We start from the raw sequence: 19,531 nt of genomic DNA, 5'->3' as shown, positions 1-19,531 counted from the left end.
GGCAGCGTCGACACGACGCCGCGGGCGATTCCCGTGCGGCGTCCATGCGATCCGGGCTGACGTGAAATCGGGCACGGCGCCCGAAACGTGGCAGACACCTCGTCGAGCCGGAACGATCTGCATTTCGAACATGAATTCGTATCTCTAAACAGATGCCGTTTCAAGAATACGCGCGGCCAGGCCGGCGATTGTGGGCGGGAAAAAAGATGAAGCAAAGCGTGGTGAGGGGGATTGCCGCAGCGTGGTTCTGCGCGTCCACGGCGGTGCCGGGAGCGTCCGCATGGGCGCAGTCGCAGCCGGCACCCGACGCGACGACGTCGACAGTGGCCGTGCCCGCGGCGCCGGCGTTGCCGGCATCGGGCGCGCACGAGGCGCTGACGGTCAAGCGTTTCGAAGTGACGGGGTCGTTGATCCGCAGCGCGGACAAGGTCGGCTTCAACCAGGTCCAGACGATCACGGCGAAGGACATCGTGAACAGCGGCCATACGACGGTCGCGGACTATCTGCGCAGCGTGACGGCCAATTCATCGAGCAGCTGGGGGGACGGCTCGACCGCGACGGCCAACTTCGCGGTCGGCGGATCGGGGATCGCGTTGCGCGGGCTGAGCGAAAAATACACGCTGGTACTCATCGATGGCCAGCGCGCCGCCCCGTATGCGTACGCGGCCAACGGCACCGATCAGTTCTTCGACCTGAACACGCTGCCGCTCAACATCATCGACCGGATCGAGATCGTCAAGACGGGCGCGGTGTCGCAGTACGGCTCCGATGCCGTCGCCGGTGTCGTGAACATCATCACGAAGAAGAACTATCGGGGCCTGGAGCTGACCGGCAGCTACGGCGGTGCGACGAACGGCGGCGGCGGCGCGGGCACGACCCGGTTCGCCTTGCTGGGCGGCTTCGGCGACATCAACGCGGATCGCTTCAACGTGACGGCGGCGCTCAGCTACTACAAGAACAACGGCGTGCTCGCTTCCGACCGGAACATGACGGAGAACCAGAATTTCTCGAACTATCCCGGCGGCCTGTCCAACCAGTCGACGTCGTACTGGGCGAGAGCGAACGGCAACGTGCCGCTCGACCCCTGTGCGTTTGGCGGCAAGGTCGCACCCGGCAACGCGAATTCCCAATCGTTCGGCGCAGGCGGCACGATCTGCCAGCGCAACACGGCAGGCGCGTCGTCGCTCTCGCCGTGGACCGAGCGCCTGAGCGCGAAGCTGCATGGCGAGTTCAGGATCGACGACGCGATGCAGGCCTTCGCCGATCTGTGGGAGAGCAACAACACGACGGTCGCGAACCGGGGCGTCGGCCGCCTGACGACCAGCACGCAGACCTACGATCCGGCGACGGGCAGCGTTGCGCTGGTATCGAACGTCGTGCCGGCCGGTAATCCCTACAATCCGTTCGGCGTGCCGACGCAGTTGCGCTATGCGTTTCCGGCGTCGCAGTCGGTGCATGTCAGTTCGAACTACTGGCGCGCCGCGACGGGCGTGAAGGGAATGTTCGCGGTGCCGTCCGCGGGCGACTGGGACTGGAGCGCGTCGTATGCGCATTCGCAGGACACGGTCTCGCAGAACTATTCGAACCAGATGAGCGCCAGCGCGCTGACGAACATCATCCGGAACGGCACGTTCGATTTCTCCAACCCGTCCGCGACGCCGAACGGACTGAACGGCCTTTACCAGAGCACGTCGAACCAGGCGATCACGAAGCTCGACGTGCTGGATGCGACGCTGTCGAGCCCGAACCTGTTCAGGCTGCCGACGGGCAACGTGGGCCTCGGGCTCGGCGCGCAGTTCATGCATCAGAGCCAGTACATCGGCACGGGAGCGGGCTGGGCGAGCGGCCAGCTGACGTCGCCGTCGATCCAGTCCGTCGACGGCGAGCGGAATGTCGCGGCCGTCTACTATCAGCTCGACATTCCGCTGCTGAAGACGCTGACGTTCAGCCAGTCGGGCCGCTACGATCACTACAGCGACTTCGGCGGCGCGTTTTCGCCGCGGTTCGCGCTGCGTTTTCAGCCGGTGCGGGAACTCACGTTGTACGGTTCGTACAATCGCGGCTTCCGTGCGCCGACGCTGATCGAGAACACGTCGTCGCGGACGTTCGGCTCGCAGGGCGTGGTGGACGCGCGAGATCCGAACAATCCGGGTTCGTACAACATCGTCGAGGAAATTCGCGCGGGCAATCGCGGCCTGCAGCCCGAGCGCACGAAGAACTATAACGTCGGCTTCCAGTTTTCGCCGACACGTACGACCGATATCGGTTTCGACTGGTACAAGATTCACATCGACAACGTGATCGGCACGGACGACGTGCAGGTCGTGGTCAATCAGAACGATCCGTCTCAGGTGGTTCGCAATGCCAACGGAAGCATCGCCTATGTCACGCTGCCGTATCGCAATCTGTCGTCGCTGGACACCGACGGTTTCGAGGCCACGTTCCGCCAGACGGTCGCGACGAAAATCGGTACCTTCACGTTGTCCGGCGATTGGGCGTACATGTGGCACTTCAAGATGCCGGTTGGCGGCGTGGAAAGGGATTACGCCGGCAACAACGGCGCACTTCACCAGCCGTTCGGCGGCAGTTCGCCGCGCTGGAAAGGGAACACCGACCTGAGCTGGAACCATCACCAGTGGAACGCGACCCTGAGCTGGCTCTATGTCGGCCCTTACGCGCAGGCCATTCTCGCGCCGGGCACGTACCCCGGCATGGCGGATGGCGTTGCGTCGTACAGCCAGTTCAACCTGATGATCGGCTACACGGGATTCAAGCACTGGACGCTGTACGCGGGGATCGACAACCTCTTCAATCGCAAGCCGCCGTTCGATCCGGTATGGATGGCGGGGCCGACCGGCTACGATTCGTCGCTCTATACGTATGTCGGGCGATTCGCGCAGGTGGGGGCGACGTACCGGTTCTGAGGGCCGTCGCCTTTGCCGTTGAATGGCAACCGCTGATGGTCACGCGCCGCGCGGCGGCGTGCCGCCGCCGGTCATGCTGCCGAGCCGCTTTCGATCAGCCCGGCGGCGCGACGGATGCGCCGGTGATGCCATGCCGTCGCAGCGCATCCGCGACGAAGCCCGACGCCTTCATTTCCTCGACGAACGCATTCAGCGCCGCCGCGGCGGATTCGCCGCGACTCTTCGGCACGCCCATTGCCTGCCGGATCACCATGAACCGTTCGTCGAGCAGGCGCAGGCCGGGCGTTTTCGCCGCGTCGGTCTCGAGCTGCTGCTTCACGCCCGCCGCGACTTCCAGCTGTTGGTCGACGAAGGTCTGCACGACGGCTTGCGACGACGGTGCACGCACGATCTGCGCGGCCTTCAGCTCGCGTGTGAGGAACAGGTCGTACGCGCTGCCCTTGCCGACGGTCACGCGGTTGTGCGGTTGGTCGACGTCCGCGTTCGTGCGGATCGGCGACGCGTCGCGCACGAGATAGAACCCCTCGATCAGCACGTACGGCGCCGTGAACGCGATCGTTTCGCCGCGCAGCGGGTCGACCGCGAAGAAACCGAAATCGGCACGCTCGTCGGTCAGCGCCTGCACCGATTTGGCCGCGGTGTCGAACACCACGAGTTCCAGCTCGGCCGACAGGCGTTCGGCGAACGCGCGCGCGAGGTCGATCGACACGCCGAACGGTTCGCCGGTTTCCGGGTCGCGGTTCGCGAGGATCGGGTTGCCGAGATTGATCGACGCGCGCAGCTTGCCGGTAGGCGTGAACGCGGAGAGGACGGAGGGGGCGAGAGGCATGGGTGGCTCGTTGCGGTCGTGGGGTCAGGGTTCCGGGCGTGTCGATGGGTGTGTCGATGCGAGTCGAAGCACGACAGCGCGCCGGCATCGAGCTTATCACCCGGCTTTCGTGACGGGGCAGCATCGAGCGTCGCGAGCCAGCGTTCGTCGCCGACCCGGAGAGAGGCGATACATCAGCCTTTCCGTCACGGCGCAGCCTGACCGTGGGCCATGAAGCCATGGAAAGGCAAATGACCGACCGGCGGCGAGCGCGCTTTTGAAGTGGAAAAGGGGCTGGAAGCGCTTTTTGCTTTACGCCCGTGGCGGCTTCCGGTTTGCCGTGCCGTTCCACGTCGCGGGCTTCCGGCCGGGCGCGGCGGGCCTTGATCCGTCCGGCAACCGCTAGAATTGCGGTTTTAGCCCGGAATACGTCCATGTCTTTTGCCTCGCTCGGCCTGATCGATCCCTTGCTGCGTAACCTGCAGGACCTCAATTACCAGGCTCCTACGCCGGTGCAGGCCAAGGCGATTCCTGCCGTGCTCGGCGGCAAGGACGTGATGGCCGGGGCCCAGACCGGCACCGGCAAGACGGCGGGTTTCGCGCTGCCGCTGTTGCAGCGGCTGGTGCAGCACGGCCCGGCGGTGTCCAGCAACCGCGCGCGCGTCCTGGTGCTGGTGCCCACGCGAGAACTGGCCGAACAGGTGCTGCAAAGCTTCATCGCTTACGGCAAGGGCCTCGACCTGCGATTCCTGGCCGCTTACGGCGGCGTGAGCATCAACCCGCAGATGATGAAGTTGCGCAAGGGCGTGGATGTGCTCGTGGCCACACCGGGCCGATTGCTGGATCTGAATCGCCAGAACGCGGTGCAGTTCGATCAGGTGCACACGCTGGTGCTGGACGAAGCCGACCGCATGCTGGATCTCGGCTTCGCGCGCGAACTGAACGCCGTTTTTGCCGCGTTGCCCGCCCAACGCCAGACGCTGCTGTTCTCGGCCACGTTTAGCGACGAGATCCGCACGATGGCGGCGAGCATTCTGCGCGGCCCGGTCAACATCAGCGTCAGCCCGCCCAACGCCACGGCCAGCAAGATCAAGCAGTGGGTGGTGCCGGTGGACAAGCGGAACAAGCCCGACCTCTTCATGCACCTCGTGGCCGAGAACAAGTGGGAGCATGCGCTGGTGTTCGTCAAGACGCGCAACGGCGTGGATTACCTGGCGGCCATGCTGGACGAAGCCGGTTATGCGGTCGACACCATCCACGGCGACAAGCCGCAACCCGCGCGCTTGCGCGCGCTGGAGCGCTTCAAGACGGGCGAAGTCCAGATGCTGGTCGCCACCGACGTGGCGGCGCGCGGGCTCGATATCGACGATCTGCCGCTGGTGATCAACGTCGATCTGCCGATCGTCGCGCAAGACTATGTGCACCGGATCGGCCGTACCGGGCGCGCGGGCGCCAGCGGCGTCGCGGTGTCCCTGGTGTGTGCCGACGAAGCGCCGCAACTGGCCGCGATCGAAGCGCTGATCCGGCAAACGCTGCGCCGTGAAGAAGAGCCGGGTTTCGAGGCCGAACACCGCGTGCCGGAAACCAGCGCGACGGGTCAGATCATCAAGAAACCCAAAAAGCCGAAGAAGCCGAAAGTGCAGCAAGCGGTGCCCGCTGCCAGACAGGTGCCCGGTAAAAAGCCGCGCCCGCAAGCGCAAGGTGGAGAAAGCAGGCACAAGCCTGCGGCGGCGCACGCAAAGCCGGCCGGTAACGAACCGGATTACACGATCGGCAGCCCGTTCAGCGTGCAGAAACCGCGCGGCAAACCGGCGGGCAAGCCGGCTGCGGGATCGCGCAAGCCGGCCGGCAAACCCGCCGGTGGCCGTGGCAAGCGGCAGCCTTGACGTGTCGGGACGAGTCACGCCGGTCGTTGAATATGGCTGGCGGCCCGCCGGCAGCTTCAAGGAGGTTGCATCGACGGGATGAATCCGGCGTAACGCCAGGCCATTCGCGTCGGCGATCTGGCAATATGCATCGACGGACTTCGGACACGGGCACCCCATGCACATCGCCATTCTGACCTTTCAGGGCTTCAACGAACTCGATTCCCTCATCGCACTGGGCGTGCTCAATCGCATCAAGAAGCCCGACTGGCGGGTCACGCTTTCATGCCCGGAGCATTTCGTCACATCGATGAACGGGGTGACCGTACAGGCGCAGTCGACATTGGCCGACGCATGCACGGCGGATGCCGTCATCGTCGGGAGCGGCATTCGAACCCGGGATGTCGTCAACGACGCAACGCTGATGGAGCAGTTGAAACTCGATCCTGCCCGGCAACTGATCGGTGCCCAGTGTTCGGGCACGCTGGTTCTGGCCAAGCTCGGCTTCCTCGACAACGTCCCGGCCTGTACGGACCTCACGACCAAACCGTGGGTAGTCGAGGCAGGCGTCGAAGTCCTCAATCAGCCGTTCTTCGCTCGAGGTAACGTCGCAACGGCAGGCGGCTGTTTTGCTTCGCAATACCTGGCCGCATGGATCATCGCGCGCCTCGAGGGCGAGGAAGCCGCGCGCAGTGCACTTCATTACGTTGCGCCGGTCGGGGAGAAGGATGAGTACGTTTCCCGTGCGCTGACGAACATCACGCCTTATCTGCCGTAGTGCGATAAAAAATCGCACTGCGTTCATCGCGGGTCATGCGGTGTTCGCGATGGCGGCTTCTTCGGCGCCCTCGGTTCGCAATCGCCTTGCCGGCGGCAGCCGTGATTTTCGTTTTCCCCTGCTTGCGGATGTCGGATACCACCGAATCGGGAAGCGTGATGGGGGGCCCGATCCGCGAGGTTCAATGCACGTCATTCGCGACGATGGACGCCAACGCTCGAGCGCCGTCGTGCTGGGCCGTGTCTTTAGTGGAAAAGATGTGGTGGCTGAATGCGATCAGTTTGAAGCCGGACCCCGTCGGACGAGGGACGGTGATACCCCAGTGCCAGCCACCGTCCTGCTGGAACACGTGGAGGGCAGGGGGTGCCTGATTCAGTGCTGATGAAAAAGTCGTCATGGCGTGCTCTCCCGTCATGGGGCGACTACAGGGCAACTACATCGGATGCGCGAACCCAGTCTACGGGCACTTTTGCTGCAGCGCAATATCCGGATGACGCGAACATGCCGATGTGCGGCGCGCCACAATTTTGAAATACAAATATGCAGCGTCGTCGATGGCTGGCATATTGATGTGACGATTAAGAATGTTCGGAGGCTTCATGGACCGCAGTTCGCTTGTGTGGGCGGGGGTACCGCATAGCAGCGATGGCGTCGTGTTTCAGGCTCGGGTCGGCCGCGGGCTTCAGCGCTTTCATGTTTCCCGGTTGATTCTCGAGAAGGCATGCGACCTCGAGCGACTGGCATCCGATGCGCGACAGCTCGAATGCTTTTACGAGCATCTGGCCTCGATCCTGGCAGTCGCCCGGAAGACGCGCTCGAATGCGAAAGCCGATACGGTTTCGCTGAAGGTTTCCGATTTTGCCCGAACGGGCAGCGTGCGTGCCGGGCAGGATGCCCGGGCGGGGATGCGATGAGTATCGCGGAGGCCTCAGATGTTGTCCGCGCGCCAACGACGCGGTGACACGCCGGTGACGCGCGTAAATGTTCTGGTGAAGTGGCTCTGATCCGCGAAGCCGCAGATATCCGAGATCATGTGCAGCGGCATGGATGACGTGCGCATGTACGTGATTGCGCGCTCGATGCGCTGATTGATCAGCCAGCGATGGGGCGGCAACCCGGTCGTCTGATGAAAGGCTTTGACAAAGTAGCCGCGAGACAGGCCGCACGCTTTTGCGACATCGGCAATCGAGACGTTCCCGGTCAGGTGCTCGAGAAGAAATCCTTTCGCCATTCGCTCCTGCCACGCCGTGAGCTTGCCCGTCGACTTCTCCCGCCGCTCGCTGACGCCGCCGTACTGGCGCGCGACATGCGTCTGAAAGGCGAGCGCGACGTGGTCGACGAAGAGCCGGGAGGCATGCCCGGGCTGCGCCAAAGCGGGGAGCAGGGCCTGGCCCAGGCGATGAATGATCGGGTCCACCTTGCTCAAATGCGGCGGCAGGTAAAGCTGTGGCCGCTGCCTGCCCCCGAGTTCATCGACTGTCTCCTCCAGCGTTCGGCGGGGGAGGTGAAAATGGATGCAGTCGAACGTTCCCTTCAGGTCGGAAACCCATCTGCGATCGAGGTCATGGATCGTGACGGTTCCTGCTTGATAAGGGACGAAACGAGCGACACGTCCGTCAAGCCACAATTCCTGTTCGCCGAACGCGCGCAATTGCAACACGACGAGATCGGCGTCTTCAAGTTCGTATGGCGCGGTTCGGCCGATATCCCTGCGAGATGTCTTCAGCCGACTGATGCTGACCTGTGAGTGCGGCAACGTCTGCGTGACGACGCTTTGCCTGAGGTCGGCCGGCATGAAATCAGATGATGCGTTGTCCGACTGTGCGGCAGTCATAAGTCCGCGGGAACGTGAAGAATGGGGCGGCGAAGTATATCAAAGCAAAATTTGGCTGGCGTGCGTCGTGTGTCGCCGATGTAGTGGCGGAGCGTGAATACGGCGTGACGTGGGCCGCGCTCCTGTCCCGGCCGAGCCGATGTCGGCGATTGGACATACGGACAATCGATCAGCGCGTAAAGGACGTTTTTCCCTCGTTTCAGGCGGAATGTCGTTATTTGAGGGTTCCGGATAAAATGCGACTTTCCGGGTTTTCAGTTAACGACTTCGTCATGCATCGAATCGGATTCTTCGTTTGCCGTGGCTACGATGTGCTCGATCTGGGTGGGCCGCTGTCGGCCTTCAATCAGGTGGCCACCGTGGCGGGCCACACGCCGTACGACCTCCAGGTCATCTCGCAGTCCGGCGGCCCGGTTCCCGGCAATACGGGCGTTTCGATCGAAACGCGGCCGATCGGACGGCGCACGTTCGACACCGTCATTTTCGTGGGCGGGGAGATCGAGCCGATGCGGGCTCCGGAGAACATCGCCGCTGCCAGGAAACTCGGCGCCCGGGCCTCGCGGGTGGCAAGCGTGTGTACGGGGGCGTTTCTGCTGGCGGAAACCGGCTTGCTGGACGGCGTGAGAGCCACGACGCACTGGCTGTACGCGGCTCAGTTGCAGTCGCGCTTCCCGCGCACCCGGGTCGAAGGCGACAGTATCTATATCGAGGAGGGCCGCATCTGGACGTCGGCGGGCATCGCCTCCGGAATCGACCTGGCGCTCGGCATGATTGAACGGGATATGGGTGCGGAGATTGCGCGCGCTGTCTCCAGGTATCTGGTCGTTCCGTATCGCCGACCGGGCGGCCAGTCCCAATTCTCGGCGATGTCGCAGATGGAGCCGGAATCGGACCGGATCCGCATCGCGCTGAATTTTGCCCGGGAGCACCTGGCCGAAGCGTTGCCCGTCGAACGGCTCGCCGATGCCGCACGATTGAGTGTGCGGCAGTTCGGACGCGCATTTCGCCGGGAAACCGGTGAAACACCTGCGAAGGCGGTCGAGCGCCTGCGAGTCGAGGCGGCGCGGCTGCGCCTGCAGAGTGGTAGCGAACCGATCGAACAGATTGCGCTGGCGGTGGGGTTCACCGATCCGGAGCGGATGCGCAGGGCCTTCATCAAACTGCATGGGCACCCGCCGCAAGCGATTCGACGCGAGAGCCGATCGAACGGCGCGCGCTGATCGGCTGCCAGCCGATCAGCGCACTGCCCATGAATGTCCGTCTAACGGATTAGTCGTGCTGCGGGCAGGTCATGATCCGTTTCGCCGGATGCTCAATGGTCATTCGTCGGCAGCGGACCGTAATCGTTCCACATGTCGCGATGCAGCTTCCACGCGCCGCCCTGCTTCAGGAAGATGAGCGTCTGCTTGCCGCGGTATTTGAGCTTTCCGTCGTGGTCATGGATCTCCGTATCCGAAACCTCGGTCACGACCCGGTCGTTGCCGTAGAACTCGTAGTTGCTGAACGATACGGTGACAGGCTTCGATCCGCCATACCCTTTGGTGAGGTATTCGGTGATCGCGCGGCCCCCCGTTACCTTGTCGCCGCCGGGCGGCAAGAGTGTGCCGTCGCGGGTATAGAGGCGACCGATTGATTCGTAGTCTCCTCGCGCGAAGGCATCCGCCCATCGTGCATTCTCGGCTTTGATGGCCGCTTCGGGCGGATGTTGCGAACCACCGGCAGATGCCGGCGTTGCAAACGCGAAAAAGGTGACGCAGGCTGCTGCAAGTGCGGTAGCGAAAGTACGATTCTGTTGCATCGGGTGATTTCCGGTTATAGCTCGAATTGAGAGGACTGCGAAAATTGTCAGGGCGGGCAGGCAATGTCGGAGCCGGCGATCATCGAGGCCTGCAAACGGCCCGCGCGCATTGCCTAGCCATGTTTCACCGAACGCCAGGAATGCGTGCGAGCCCCCTGGAGGCGCCGGGCAATTCCTTGTCGACCATTGCGACGACTTCCGGCCGCGCGTCCCTCGGATGGCCGGAGTGGAACGGCGGCGCGGGATCGTATTCGATCACGAGTTGCGTGAATTCGGCCGCCTGTCGGCCGCGCAGCTTCTCCGCCACGCGAAGCGCGAAGTCGATGCCCGCCGTCACGCCGCCGCCGCTCATGAACCGGCCGTTGTCGTCTTCCACGAAGCGGTCGGGAACGGGAATCGCGCCATATTCGGCCAGCTTGTTGACGAAGGCCCAATGGCACGCGCTTCGCTTGCCCTTGAGCACGCCCGTTGCAGCGAGCACGAGCGATCCGTTGCAGACCGACGTAACGTGCCTGGCGCTTTCCGCCAGGCGCCGGATCTGCGCCTGGTACGCGGGTCGCATCGGCGCCGTCAAATCGGACCCGCCGGGGACCAGAATCACGTCCGTCTTGTCGATGTCGGCCAGCCGCTCGGTCTTGCCGTACACGACGCCGAATTCGAGCGTCACGTTGCCGCCATCGAGGCTCGCGTAGCGAACGTTCGTATTCGGCAGCCGATGGAAGATCTCGCTGGGGCCGGCGAAGTCGAGCAGCGTCCCGCCGTCGTAATTGACGATCAGGATGTTGAGCGGTTCATTCGGAGCAAGTTCGCCCTTGCTGCCGGCCTGCGCAAGAGCAGGGGTGGTGTGCGCGAGCAACGCGCTGCCGCCCAGGATGGCGCCGAGGGTGGCGGCGCCCCCCAGCTTGAGGGCATCGCGGCGCGAACGGCCCGCTCTCGTGAGCGGTGTTCCGGAAGCATTGTCTTCGCTACGGTCGGTCAAGATCGTTTCTCCTTGCACTTCGGCCCCTCTGCGAGCGCAACCAGATTGGGCCGGATTGAATGGCCGCCGCGACGAACGGCGTGGCGGACGTGAGATCGGGATGGGGATGAGCCCGCATGATTTGCAGGGCTCAGGCATCGCGCGCCGCAGGCTTAAAGCTGCGACGCGCCGCCATCGACGACCAGTTCGGTGCCGACGACATACGACGATTCGTCGCTGGCGAGATAGAGCGCCGCGTACGCGATGTCCGTGGCGTTGCCCATGCGGCCCACCGGAATGGATTCGGCGAATTCGGCCTTGCGGTCGCGAACCCATTCTTCGGGCATGCCCCACTTGGTGAGCAGCGGCGTGTCGATCACACCGGGCGCGATCGCGTTGAAGCGGATCTTGCGGTCGAGAAACTCGTAGGACCAGCTGCGGGCGAGCGATCGCACGGCGGCTTTCGCTGCCGCGGTCAACGAGATGCCGTGCTTGCCGGTCTGCGCGACGAACGATGTATTGAGAATGAACGAGGCGCCTGGCCGCAGGTCCGGCAGCACCGCCTGAAGCGTGAACACCACGCCCTTGACGTTGATGTCCATGATCTCGCCATAGAGCGCGTCGTCGATGTCGTTGACCGCGGACGGGAACGCCCAGCCCGCGTTCGCGAATACGACATCCAGGCCGCCGAACGTCTCCTTGACCTCGGCGGCAATCGCCCGCATGTCGTCGAGCGAACGGACGTCGCCCTTGAGAACGAGCGCATGCTCGCCAAGCTCGGCCTTCACGCGCTCGAACACCGTCTCGTCGCGGCCCGTCACCGCTACGCGGGCGCCTTCCGCAATGAACAGCTTCGCGGTTGCGAGGCCGATGCCGCTGGTACCACCGGTGATTAATGCTGACTTGTCTTTAAGCCTCATCTTCTGCTCCATTTTTACGTCGTGATTGATCGGGCCGAAGGCTTCAAACGCAATTGCGTTTGTGTGCCTTTTCCGGCTCGATCTTCCACGTGCAGTATGGAACGCGAGGCGTATGGCGCAAAGGTCGTATAACCCTCAAAAAGCGCCACTCGGTTCAAACGGGGGGGATAACGCGGCTCGGCGTTTGGCGGGGGCAATGCCCGTTCGCACGCTTCATGTGTGGTCTCGCTGGCGGCGAGTGACATGTGAAGCAGGCGTGCGCGAAGGTCGGACGCGCAGCGGTCGCGATGCGGATGTCCGCGCGATCGCAACGAGTGGCCGGTATCTGGAGGCCGTCTGCTTCATTCCTCGCGCTCATAACGCAAACGGTATCCCCCATTCGTTCGCTCGATGCGTGCGAACCCGCGTTCCCCCAGATGCATGCCGGCGATCAACAGCCCCTCCGAACTGACCTGATCCAGAAGCCGTGACCGCGTAGCGGCGGCCAACGACGCATCGTGATCGAAGGCAATCGACACCTCCGGTCGCTGAATCTGGATATGCGGGAAATGAACCACGTCTCCCCACACAAGAAGCCCCTGATCGCGGGATTCGAGCACATATCCGGTGTGTCCATCGGTGTGCCCCGGTATCGGCAGTGCGTCGATGCCGGGGAGCACTTGTCCGCTGTCGAAAAGACGAAGCCGGTCGCCATAAGCATCGAATACGCGACGCGCCACCAGGAAATTTCCGCGTGCGCGTTCGCTGGCGCGACTCAGATTCGCGTCGTCCTGCCAGAACCCGACCTCGCGTCGATGCACGACCAGTTCCGCATTCGGGAACGCGATCTCTCCGGCACCGTTCACGAGCCCCCCGACATGATCGGGATGCGCGTGGGTCAGCAGGATGGTGTCGATCGCGGCGGGCTCGATACCGGCCAGCGCCAGGTTCGTCTTGAGTTGGCCGCCCCATTGCCTGAACCCGCCCGCCCCGGCATCGATGAGCACGGTGCGGCCCGCGCCGCGTACGACGTAGCAATTGATGTGTACGGCTTCTGGCTCTTTCTGTCCGGCGTCACGTTGCATGTTCGACGCGTCGGCCGGATCGATATTCGACAGAAAGTCGAGACTCGCGGTGAGGTAGCCATCGCTGATGGCGGTAATCGTGAAATCCCCGACTTGCTGGCCGGGAAAGGTAAGCGTGGCCATCGTGCTTCTCCGGATCGGCGAATGGTGGGCTAGTTGCGGGCGTGAATGTTCGACGCGGTGTAACCAAAACACCGGATGCGCGCGGTGAGGCCGGTGCGCTGAACGATCGCACGATCCAGCGCTTCCATGAACCGGTCCATGACCGCCGACGTGCGGGGCGCCCCGGCGCGATACCGAATGTCCGCGTAGACAGGATGCCCGTGCCCGTGCAGAACCGGCTGAAAAATGATGTGGACGTTCTTGAGTTCTGCGCCGAGCACATGCGTACAGAGCTCGACGCAGTCGCGCGACAGCTCGGCAAGATTTTCGTCAGCGGGCATCCGCTGTGCATCGATCGAGAAAGTGACGTTCGGCATCGTGGGCTTACTCCTGGGCGGTTGAAAGGGCGCGTGCGCTCGTCAGTTGCTCCGTCATCGGCGCGTAAAGGTGAACGCCTTCCGCGCGTTCGTCGACAAGCAGCGTGCTGTTGCGCGGCACGACGGCGAGCCAGCGTCGTGCCGGAAACTGCTCCAGCGCGACCGCTTGCATGGCCAGCGGGTCGAGGCCCAACCGGATCAGCGGATCAGGGCCGCCGGCGCACAGCGCGAGGTATTCGCTTTCCTCCACCGCCGGGGCCAATCCGATAGCGCCATAGAGATTGCGATGCCAGTCGGTGATGTGCTGCTGCCACTTCGCAAAATTGCCGCCGCCTTTCCGGCGATATTCGTCGCCGGTCAGGACATCGAGACCGTCGATCGTGTGAATCGCCAGATAGACGGGGCAACCGCTGCCGATCGCCTTGAACCGCTGCGACGTGTGAAACCCCGTCACCGAGATCAGGGCAGGCAGCTTTTCAAGGCTGTAGAAGTCGTTCCATTCGGCTTCGCTGTCGACGTCGGCGAAGCTGCATTCCACGGTGTAGATCATCGGATCGTCCTTTGAACAGGGTGCACTTCCGTCAGCGAGCGCTTGATGGTCAGTGCGGTAACGTAATGCTAAGCTCGCATTTGCAGCCCATAAAACGAAATAAAGTCAGCCTTCAGTGATATTTGATCAAGCTGACGTCGAACCCACCCTGACCGGCGAGCCACGCATGCCCCGCAAGATCCCGAGCAATTCCGCGCTGCAGGCGTTCGAAGCCGCGGCCCGACACGGCAGCTTTGCCCGAGCCGCTGATGAACTCGCGCGAACCGAGGGCGCCGTCAGCCGTCAGATCGCCCGGCTGGAGGCGTTCCTGGGTGTCACGCTGTTCGAGCGGATCGGCAACCGGGTACGGCTGGCACCGAACGGTGCGCGGTACGCGGTGCAGGTTCGCGAGATTCTGGACCGGCTGGAACGGGACAGCCTGTACCTGATGGGGCAGCCCGTCGAAGGCGCGAGCATCGATATCGCCGCCATTCCGACCTTCGCCACGCGCTGGCTGATCCCCCGGCTGAAACACTTTCAGGACCGGCATCCGAACGTCACGGTGCATATCGCCGAGCGCATGGAACCGTTCCTGCTGGCCGGGAGCGGTTTCGATGCCGCCATCCATTTCGAGCATCCGGCATGGGCGGGGATGCATCTGCATCCGCTGCTGGAGGAAGTGCTGGTGCCCGTGTGCAGTCCGGCGTTGCTGGCGGGCACCGGGGCGAACCCGTCGCTGGATGCACTGCCACGCCTTCACCGGCGGCAGAACCCGGACGCGTGGCAAGCCTATGCGCAGGAGTCCGGCATCGTGCTGGGCAATTCGGCGGTTGGCGCGCGCTACGATCTCCATTCGATGCTGATCGAAGCGGCGCTCGCGGGCCTGGGTGTCGCGCTGGTGCCGCGTCTTTACGTCGACGCGGAGCTCGAGCAGGGGCGGCTGGTCGCACCCTGGCCGGCGGGCAGGTCCGTCACGAAAAACTTCTGCCTCGTCCTGCCCGAACCGATCGAACTGGCCCAGGGGCCGTTGCAGGCTTTCGCGACGTGGATGCTGAATGACGCCCCGGGCCTGGCACCGTACGGCAGCGCGCGACGCACACCACGAAGCAGACGTCAGCGCGGCGCTTCCTCTCCACGTTGATTCGCCGCACGCAGGCCGCGATCGGGTGCGCTCGTTCTGCGAGACACCGCCTGCCGAATGCGCCCGTCAGTCGGGCGTATGCGCCCATCCGACTGGCCTGCAAAGCCCCAAGACCAACCGTGCTGCCGACACTGAAAACCGGTTCCACCCGCGCAATGCGGGTTCTTCCACATGATCGTTTGGTCTCCTTTGCATCCTCGATGACCATTGCTCCATGACGGCAACTCGATAAGGCACGTCGGGTGGGCGACGTGCCGGTGCAAAGCCGTCACGGCGGGATCACAAGACGTCGAGGAAGATCGGTGGATTTAGCGGTTGATGCACCCGTTGTCAACTGACTGGAGGGCCCTGTCTAACTGCCTGCACAGCGTTGTTGAACGTGATTCACTTCGCGTGCTGGTGCGAAAACGTTCGTTTGTGTTCGTTTTTATTCGTTTTCCGGCGTCGGAGCACGTCGGGCCAAACCGTCGCGCCAAGCCGTCGAGTCGGTACGGCCGACATCCCGCGCGCGGGCGACGCTTCAGTGCCGGAAGCGTCGCTGCATCAGCGATTTCCGCATCCTCATCCTCGAGCAACTGATATGCACGTAAAAAATGGAGAGAAAGATGAGCAGATCGATACGAGCGAAAGCAGTGGCGACCGTGGTGGCAATCGCAATGAACGCGGCCTCGGCCGCGAGTGTCGGAACCATTCTGTCGCTGGCCGGCGCGCAGGCTGCTACCGCCGCGACGACCGCCGTTGACGACTATGCGGCGACCCGGTACCCGATCATTCTCGTGCACGGGCTGACCGGCACCGACAAGTACGGTGGCGTCGTCGAGTACTGGTATCGCATTCCGGAGGACCTGCAGGCGCACGGCGCGGCGGTATACGTTGCCAATCTGTCCGGCTTCCAGAGCGACGATGGCCCGAACGGGCGTGGCGAGCAATTGCTTGCGTTCGTGAAGCAGGTGCTCGCGGCGACGGGCGCGCAGAAAGTGAATCTGATCGGCCATAGCCAGGGCGGCCTGACATCGCGTTATGTTGCGTCCGTTGCGCCGGAACTGGTCGCATCGGTGACGACGATCAGTACGCCGCACTGGGGCTCGCAATTCGCGGACTTCGTCCAGCAACTGTTGCAGACGGACCCGACCGGCCTGTCGTCGACCGTGCTCGGCGCATTCGCGAATGCGCTCGGCACGTTGACGAGCAGCAACTTCAATACGAACCAGAATGCGATTCAGGCGTTGTCGGTGCTGACGACGGCAAAGGCCGCCGCATACAACCAGAAATTCCCGAGCGCAGGGCTCGGTGCGCCGGGCTCGTGTCAAACCGGCGCGTCGACCGAGACTGTCGGCGGCAATACGCACCTGCTTTATTCGTGGGGCGGCACCGCGATCCAGCCGACAGCGACGGTGGCCGGCGTGACTGGGGCCGTCGATACGAGCGTGAGCGGGGCCATCGATCCGGCGAACGCGCTCGATCCGTCGACGCTGGCACTCCTCGGCAGCGGCACGGTGATGATCAATCGCAGCGCCGGTCCGAACGACGGCGTCGTGTCACAATGCAGCGCGCGGTTTGGCCAGGTGCTCGGCACGTATCACTGGAATCACACCGATGCGATCAACCAGATCCTCGGCGTGCTCGGCGCGAATGTGGAGGATCCGGTTGCGGTAATCCGCACGCACGCGAACCGCTTGAAGAATCAAGGCGTGTAATCGATGACAGGGAGCAAGCGCGGCATCGCGCGACGCCGGCATGTCCGGCGTCGCGCCTGCCGTGATCGAGCGGATCGTCGTGCATCGAGTGGTTTCTTTAGCGCGTCGTCGATAACGGTCACCAGGGCGTGGCCTGTCGGTGCTTCGGCGCGGTCGATACGCGCTTCATCGAGGAACCGTTCCGGAGGCGCCGGCGCGCTGTCGTGACGGCAATCGGCCATGCGGTCGCGTCAGTCTCGAACGCGTCAGGATCTCATCGTGCGGGCGCAGGGCGCAACGACGTCGATTACCCCGCACTCGCGAGTGCGGTGCCGGTCTAGAGCCACCGCTCTGGATTCCCGTTGCGCTGCCGCATAAAACGATCGTCATCCGCAGGGAGTGCACGGAGAAAATCGCTTCGTACTCCATCTAAAAAATTCATCGCGATCCGGGAGTATGACCGTCCAGCAAGGAATGCCGGGCGTTTGACGATTTCATTCCCGGCTCGCAGGGGACGCGCTCGATCGTCAGATTCGCGATCTGCATTCAAGCGACGAATGTGTGCATCGCAACAATCCATTTCATTCACGGCAATCGTAACGGTAAGGTGAACGCACGTTCGAATTTGATCGAGCGATGCGAAACCACCCTGTGACGATGCCATGACAACGAACCGCGATCGACCTGCCAAAGTGCCAGCCCCGCCTTCCGGTGTCACGCCGGCAGGCGGCAATGCGCGTGCGGCGGGCCCGCGCCTGCCGGCCAGGCTGGTGGGCCCCATCGTGCTCGGCACGCTGCTCAACGCGCTGAACTCGTCGATGATCGCGGTCGCGCTCGTCAGCATCCAGCAGGCGTTCAACCCGCACGGGCAGGAACGCATCGACACCATGTGGCTCGTGTCGGGCCTTTATCTCGCGACGGCCGTCGGCCAGCCGACGATGGGGCGGCTCGCCGACCGGTTCGGCGCGAAGCGGATCTTCTGCATCGGCCTCGCGATCGTATTGATCGCATCCGCGCTCGCGCCGTTCGCGCCGTCGCTCGGGTGGCTGATCGCGTCGCGCGTCGCGCTCGGCATCGGCACGTCGGCCGCGTATCCGGCCGGCATGGCGATGATCCGCATGTGGTCGCAGCGGCACGCGAACGGCGCGACGCCGACGGGCGGACTCGGCGCGATCTCGGTTGCGGCACAGGTGGCCGTCGCGTTCGGGCCGCCGCTCGGCGGCGCGCTCGTGCAGTTCGCCGGCTGGCGTGCGATCTTCTGGATCAACGTGCCGATCGTGCTGCTGGCGTTCGCGCTGGCATGGTTGTGGATTCCGGCCGACGTCGTCCCGCGCGGCGCGCAGCAACGCCGCACGCTGCGGGGCACGCTGAAGGAGCTGGACCTGCCGGGCGTCGTGCTGTTCGTCCTGACGCTCGCGAGCCTGCTGCTGTTCCTGCAATCGGTCACGCACGATCCCGACTGGCTGCTGCTCGTCGCGACGCTGGTGCTGTGCCCGGTGCTGGTCGGGCACGAGCGGCGGGCCGCGACGCCGCTGATCGACATCCGCATGCTCGGCGACAACCGTGCGCTCACGAGTACGTACCTGCGTTGCGTCGGCACCTACGCGGTGTTCTACGCGATCTTCTATGCGCTGCCGATGTGGCTGCAGGAGGCCAAGCATCTGTCCGCCGCCGATGCCGGCCTCGTGATGCTGCCGGTCGCCGGGATCGGCACCGTGGCGACGATGCTCGCGACCCGCCTCGCACACCGTCACGGCTCGCGGCCGGTGCTGATCATCGGTTCCGCGATGCTGTGCGTCGGCAGCGTCGTGATGAGCCTGCTTACCAGCGCGATGCCGGTCTGGTCGATCGTACTGCTATCTATCGTGTTCGGCGTGCCGAACGGTTTCAACAATCTCGGCAACCAGGCCGCGCTCTACCAGAGCGCGCCGCACGACCGGATCGGCACGGCTTCGGGGCTGTACCGCACTGCGCAGTATGTCGGCGGCAGCCTGTCGTTTGCGCTCGTCGGGCTGGCGCTCGGCCATCCGGCGAGCGATCGCGGCCTGCGCGAGCTGGCCATCGTCCTGGCGGTCATCAGCGTGCTGCTGCTGCTCAACGCAGCGTCGAGCCGGCACCTGGATACCGCCGCTTCTTCCATCCCCCAACAGAAGTGAGGTTTTGACATGTCCACTCCGACGCTCAATCGCACGGTCGCCCTGGTCGCCATCGATCTGCAGAACGGCATCGTGTCGCTGCCGGTCGTGCCCTACACCGGCGCGCAGGTCGTGGCGAAGACGGTCGAGCTCGCGACCGCGTTCCGCGCGTTGAAGCTTCCCGTGATCTACGTGCACACGAGCTACCAGCCGGACGGCGGCGTCGCGCTGAAGGTCAGGACGGATGCGCCGTCGGCGCCGCCGAATCTCGACCCCGAATGGAGCGCGTTTGCGCCGGCGCTCGGCGTCGGGCCGTCCGACATCGTCGTGACGAAGCACCAGTGGGGCGCGTTCACCGGCACCGACCTCGACGTGCAGCTGCGCCGGCGCGGCATCACGGACATCGTGCTGACCGGGATCGCGACCAACATCGGCGTCGAATCGACGGCGCGCCAGGCATACGAGAACAACTACAACGTCGTCGTCGTCAGCGACGCGGTCAGCACGTCGTCCACCGACGCGCAGACCTTCGCGCTGACGCAGATCTTCCCGAAGCTCGGGCAGGTCGCCGCGACGGCCGACGTGGAGGCGGCACTGAAGCAGGCGTATTCGCGCTGAACGA

The 19,531-nt window shown here is 64.1% G+C and carries 18 protein-coding genes; 9 read left to right on the top strand and 9 right to left on the bottom strand.

All coding sequences use genetic code 11. From position 1 onward, the window contains the following. Positions 1-206: 206 nt before the first annotated feature. Positions 207-2,924 (top strand): TonB-dependent receptor domain-containing protein, encoded by a 2,718-nt coding sequence (locus ABY44_RS21285; RefSeq protein WP_060174428.1) that lies wholly within the window; start codon positions 207-209, stop codon positions 2,922-2,924. 94 nt (positions 2,925-3,018) lie between these two features. Here the strand turns inward: ABY44_RS21285 and ABY44_RS21280 are convergent, their stop codons facing one another. Continuing rightward, on the bottom strand, positions 3,019-3,753 hold the full coding sequence (locus ABY44_RS21280; protein ID WP_060174427.1) for an ABC transporter substrate-binding protein: 735 nt from the start codon (positions 3,751-3,753) through the stop codon (positions 3,019-3,021). 413 nt (positions 3,754-4,166) lie between these two features. On the opposite strand from ABY44_RS21280, the gene ABY44_RS21275 reads away from it, so the two are divergent. Beyond that, entirely contained in the window at positions 4,167-5,618 is a 1,452-nt protein-coding gene (locus tag ABY44_RS21275) for a DEAD/DEAH box helicase (RefSeq protein ID WP_431641839.1), read from the top strand. A gap of 157 nt (positions 5,619-5,775) precedes the next feature. After that, positions 5,776-6,375 (top strand): DJ-1/PfpI family protein, encoded by a 600-nt coding sequence (locus tag ABY44_RS21270; protein ID WP_060174425.1) that lies wholly within the window; start codon positions 5,776-5,778, stop codon positions 6,373-6,375. A gap of 181 nt (positions 6,376-6,556) precedes the next feature. Here ABY44_RS21270 and ABY44_RS21265 read toward each other — a convergent pair whose 3' ends face one another. Beyond that, positions 6,557-6,772, bottom strand: coding sequence for a hypothetical protein (locus ABY44_RS21265; RefSeq protein ID WP_060174518.1), 216 nt, complete (start codon positions 6,770-6,772; stop codon positions 6,557-6,559). A 202-nt stretch (positions 6,773-6,974) separates the two neighbouring features. Here ABY44_RS21265 and ABY44_RS21260 point away from each other — a divergent pair, with 202 nt between their 5' ends. After that, positions 6,975-7,289 carry a hypothetical protein gene (locus ABY44_RS21260; RefSeq protein ID WP_027792775.1) on the top strand — a complete coding sequence of 105 codons (315 nt, stop codon included), beginning with the start codon at positions 6,975-6,977 and terminating at the stop codon, positions 7,287-7,289. A gap of 14 nt (positions 7,290-7,303) precedes the next feature. Here ABY44_RS21260 and ABY44_RS21255 read toward each other — a convergent pair whose 3' ends face one another. Continuing rightward, positions 7,304-8,209, bottom strand: coding sequence for a helix-turn-helix domain-containing protein (locus tag ABY44_RS21255; protein WP_060174424.1), 906 nt, complete (start codon positions 8,207-8,209; stop codon positions 7,304-7,306). Between the two features lie 272 nt (positions 8,210-8,481). On the opposite strand from ABY44_RS21255, the gene ABY44_RS21250 reads away from it, so the two are divergent. Beyond that, entirely contained in the window at positions 8,482-9,429 is a 948-nt protein-coding gene (locus tag ABY44_RS21250; protein ID WP_027792773.1) for a GlxA family transcriptional regulator, read from the top strand. A 92-nt stretch (positions 9,430-9,521) separates the two neighbouring features. Here the strand turns inward: ABY44_RS21250 and ABY44_RS21245 are convergent, their stop codons facing one another. From ABY44_RS21245 to ABY44_RS21220, 6 genes are all read right to left on the bottom strand, one after another. Next, complete coding sequence (locus tag ABY44_RS21245) at positions 9,522-10,007, bottom strand: YybH family protein (RefSeq protein ID WP_060174423.1); 486 nt, start codon at positions 10,005-10,007, stop codon at positions 9,522-9,524. 124 nt (positions 10,008-10,131) lie between these two features. Further along, a complete protein-coding gene (locus ABY44_RS21240; protein ID WP_374702471.1) occupies positions 10,132-11,004 on the bottom strand; it encodes a DJ-1/PfpI family protein in 873 nt (290 codons plus the stop codon). Between the two features lie 134 nt (positions 11,005-11,138). After that, a complete protein-coding gene (locus tag ABY44_RS21235) occupies positions 11,139-11,885 on the bottom strand; it encodes an SDR family oxidoreductase (protein WP_060174517.1) in 747 nt (248 codons plus the stop codon). 341 nt (positions 11,886-12,226) lie between these two features. Beyond that, on the bottom strand, positions 12,227-13,072 hold the full coding sequence (locus tag ABY44_RS21230; protein ID WP_060174421.1) for an MBL fold metallo-hydrolase: 846 nt from the start codon (positions 13,070-13,072) through the stop codon (positions 12,227-12,229). A gap of 29 nt (positions 13,073-13,101) precedes the next feature. Beyond that, a complete protein-coding gene (locus ABY44_RS21225; RefSeq protein ID WP_027792768.1) occupies positions 13,102-13,428 on the bottom strand; it encodes a hypothetical protein in 327 nt (108 codons plus the stop codon). A 7-nt stretch (positions 13,429-13,435) separates the two neighbouring features. After that, a complete protein-coding gene (locus tag ABY44_RS21220) occupies positions 13,436-13,978 on the bottom strand; it encodes a hypothetical protein (RefSeq protein WP_060174420.1) in 543 nt (180 codons plus the stop codon). A gap of 166 nt (positions 13,979-14,144) precedes the next feature. Here ABY44_RS21220 and ABY44_RS21215 point away from each other — a divergent pair, with 166 nt between their 5' ends. The 4 genes from ABY44_RS21215 (at position 14,145) to ABY44_RS21200 (ending at position 19,527) form a co-directional block, all read left to right on the top strand. Further along, positions 14,145-15,098, top strand: coding sequence for a LysR substrate-binding domain-containing protein (locus tag ABY44_RS21215; protein ID WP_060174419.1), 954 nt, complete (start codon positions 14,145-14,147; stop codon positions 15,096-15,098). A 605-nt stretch (positions 15,099-15,703) separates the two neighbouring features. Next, positions 15,704-16,795 carry a triacylglycerol lipase gene (locus ABY44_RS21210; RefSeq protein ID WP_060174418.1) on the top strand — a complete coding sequence of 364 codons (1,092 nt, stop codon included), beginning with the start codon at positions 15,704-15,706 and terminating at the stop codon, positions 16,793-16,795. A gap of 641 nt (positions 16,796-17,436) precedes the next feature. Then, on the top strand, positions 17,437-18,930 hold the full coding sequence (locus ABY44_RS21205; protein ID WP_060174417.1) for an MFS transporter: 1,494 nt from the start codon (positions 17,437-17,439) through the stop codon (positions 18,928-18,930). Positions 18,931-18,939: 9 nt separating this feature from the next. Continuing rightward, positions 18,940-19,527, top strand: a complete 588-nt coding sequence (locus ABY44_RS21200; RefSeq protein ID WP_027792763.1) for a hydrolase — start codon at positions 18,940-18,942, stop codon at positions 19,525-19,527. Positions 19,528-19,531 lie beyond the last annotated feature (4 nt).

It is taken from the genome of Burkholderia sp. ZZQ-2 (assembly GCF_050768715.1).
Lineage (GTDB): Bacteria > Pseudomonadota > Gammaproteobacteria > Burkholderiales > Burkholderiaceae > Burkholderia > Burkholderia cepacia.
Note: the sequence above shows the minus strand (reverse complement) of the source record. Positions and strands in the feature narration are given on the sequence as shown.

Excerpts from the sequence above, each read along its gene's own strand:
- ABY44_RS21270 (WP_060174425.1), top strand. The coding sequence starts at position 5,776 with ATGCACATCGCCATTCTGACCTTTCAGGGCTTCAACGAACTCGATTCC.
- ABY44_RS21210 (WP_060174418.1), top strand. The coding sequence starts at position 15,704 with ATGAGCAGATCGATACGAGCGAAAGCAGTGGCGACCGTGGTGGCAATC.
- ABY44_RS21285 (WP_060174428.1), top strand. The coding sequence starts at position 207 with ATGAAGCAAAGCGTGGTGAGGGGGATTGCCGCAGCGTGGTTCTGCGCG.
- ABY44_RS21245 (WP_060174423.1), bottom strand. The coding sequence starts at position 10,007 with ATGCAACAGAATCGTACTTTCGCTACCGCACTTGCAGCAGCCTGCGTC.
- ABY44_RS21235 (WP_060174517.1), bottom strand. The coding sequence starts at position 11,885 with ATGAGGCTTAAAGACAAGTCAGCATTAATCACCGGTGGTACCAGCGGC.
- ABY44_RS21250 (WP_027792773.1), top strand. The coding sequence starts at position 8,482 with ATGCATCGAATCGGATTCTTCGTTTGCCGTGGCTACGATGTGCTCGAT.
- ABY44_RS21205 (WP_060174417.1), top strand. The coding sequence starts at position 17,437 with ATGACAACGAACCGCGATCGACCTGCCAAAGTGCCAGCCCCGCCTTCC.
- ABY44_RS21255 (WP_060174424.1), bottom strand. The coding sequence starts at position 8,209 with ATGACTGCCGCACAGTCGGACAACGCATCATCTGATTTCATGCCGGCC.
- ABY44_RS21200 (WP_027792763.1), top strand. The coding sequence starts at position 18,940 with ATGTCCACTCCGACGCTCAATCGCACGGTCGCCCTGGTCGCCATCGAT.
- ABY44_RS21280 (WP_060174427.1), bottom strand. The coding sequence starts at position 3,753 with ATGCCTCTCGCCCCCTCCGTCCTCTCCGCGTTCACGCCTACCGGCAAG.
- ABY44_RS21220 (WP_060174420.1), bottom strand. The coding sequence starts at position 13,978 with ATGATCTACACCGTGGAATGCAGCTTCGCCGACGTCGACAGCGAAGCC.
- ABY44_RS21230 (WP_060174421.1), bottom strand. The coding sequence starts at position 13,072 with ATGGCCACGCTTACCTTTCCCGGCCAGCAAGTCGGGGATTTCACGATT.
- ABY44_RS21275 (WP_431641839.1), top strand. The coding sequence starts at position 4,167 with ATGTCTTTTGCCTCGCTCGGCCTGATCGATCCCTTGCTGCGTAACCTG.
- ABY44_RS21265 (WP_060174518.1), bottom strand. The coding sequence starts at position 6,772 with ATGACGACTTTTTCATCAGCACTGAATCAGGCACCCCCTGCCCTCCAC.
- ABY44_RS21225 (WP_027792768.1), bottom strand. The coding sequence starts at position 13,428 with ATGCCGAACGTCACTTTCTCGATCGATGCACAGCGGATGCCCGCTGAC.
- ABY44_RS21260 (WP_027792775.1), top strand. The coding sequence starts at position 6,975 with ATGGACCGCAGTTCGCTTGTGTGGGCGGGGGTACCGCATAGCAGCGAT.
- ABY44_RS21215 (WP_060174419.1), top strand. The coding sequence starts at position 14,145 with ATGCCCCGCAAGATCCCGAGCAATTCCGCGCTGCAGGCGTTCGAAGCC.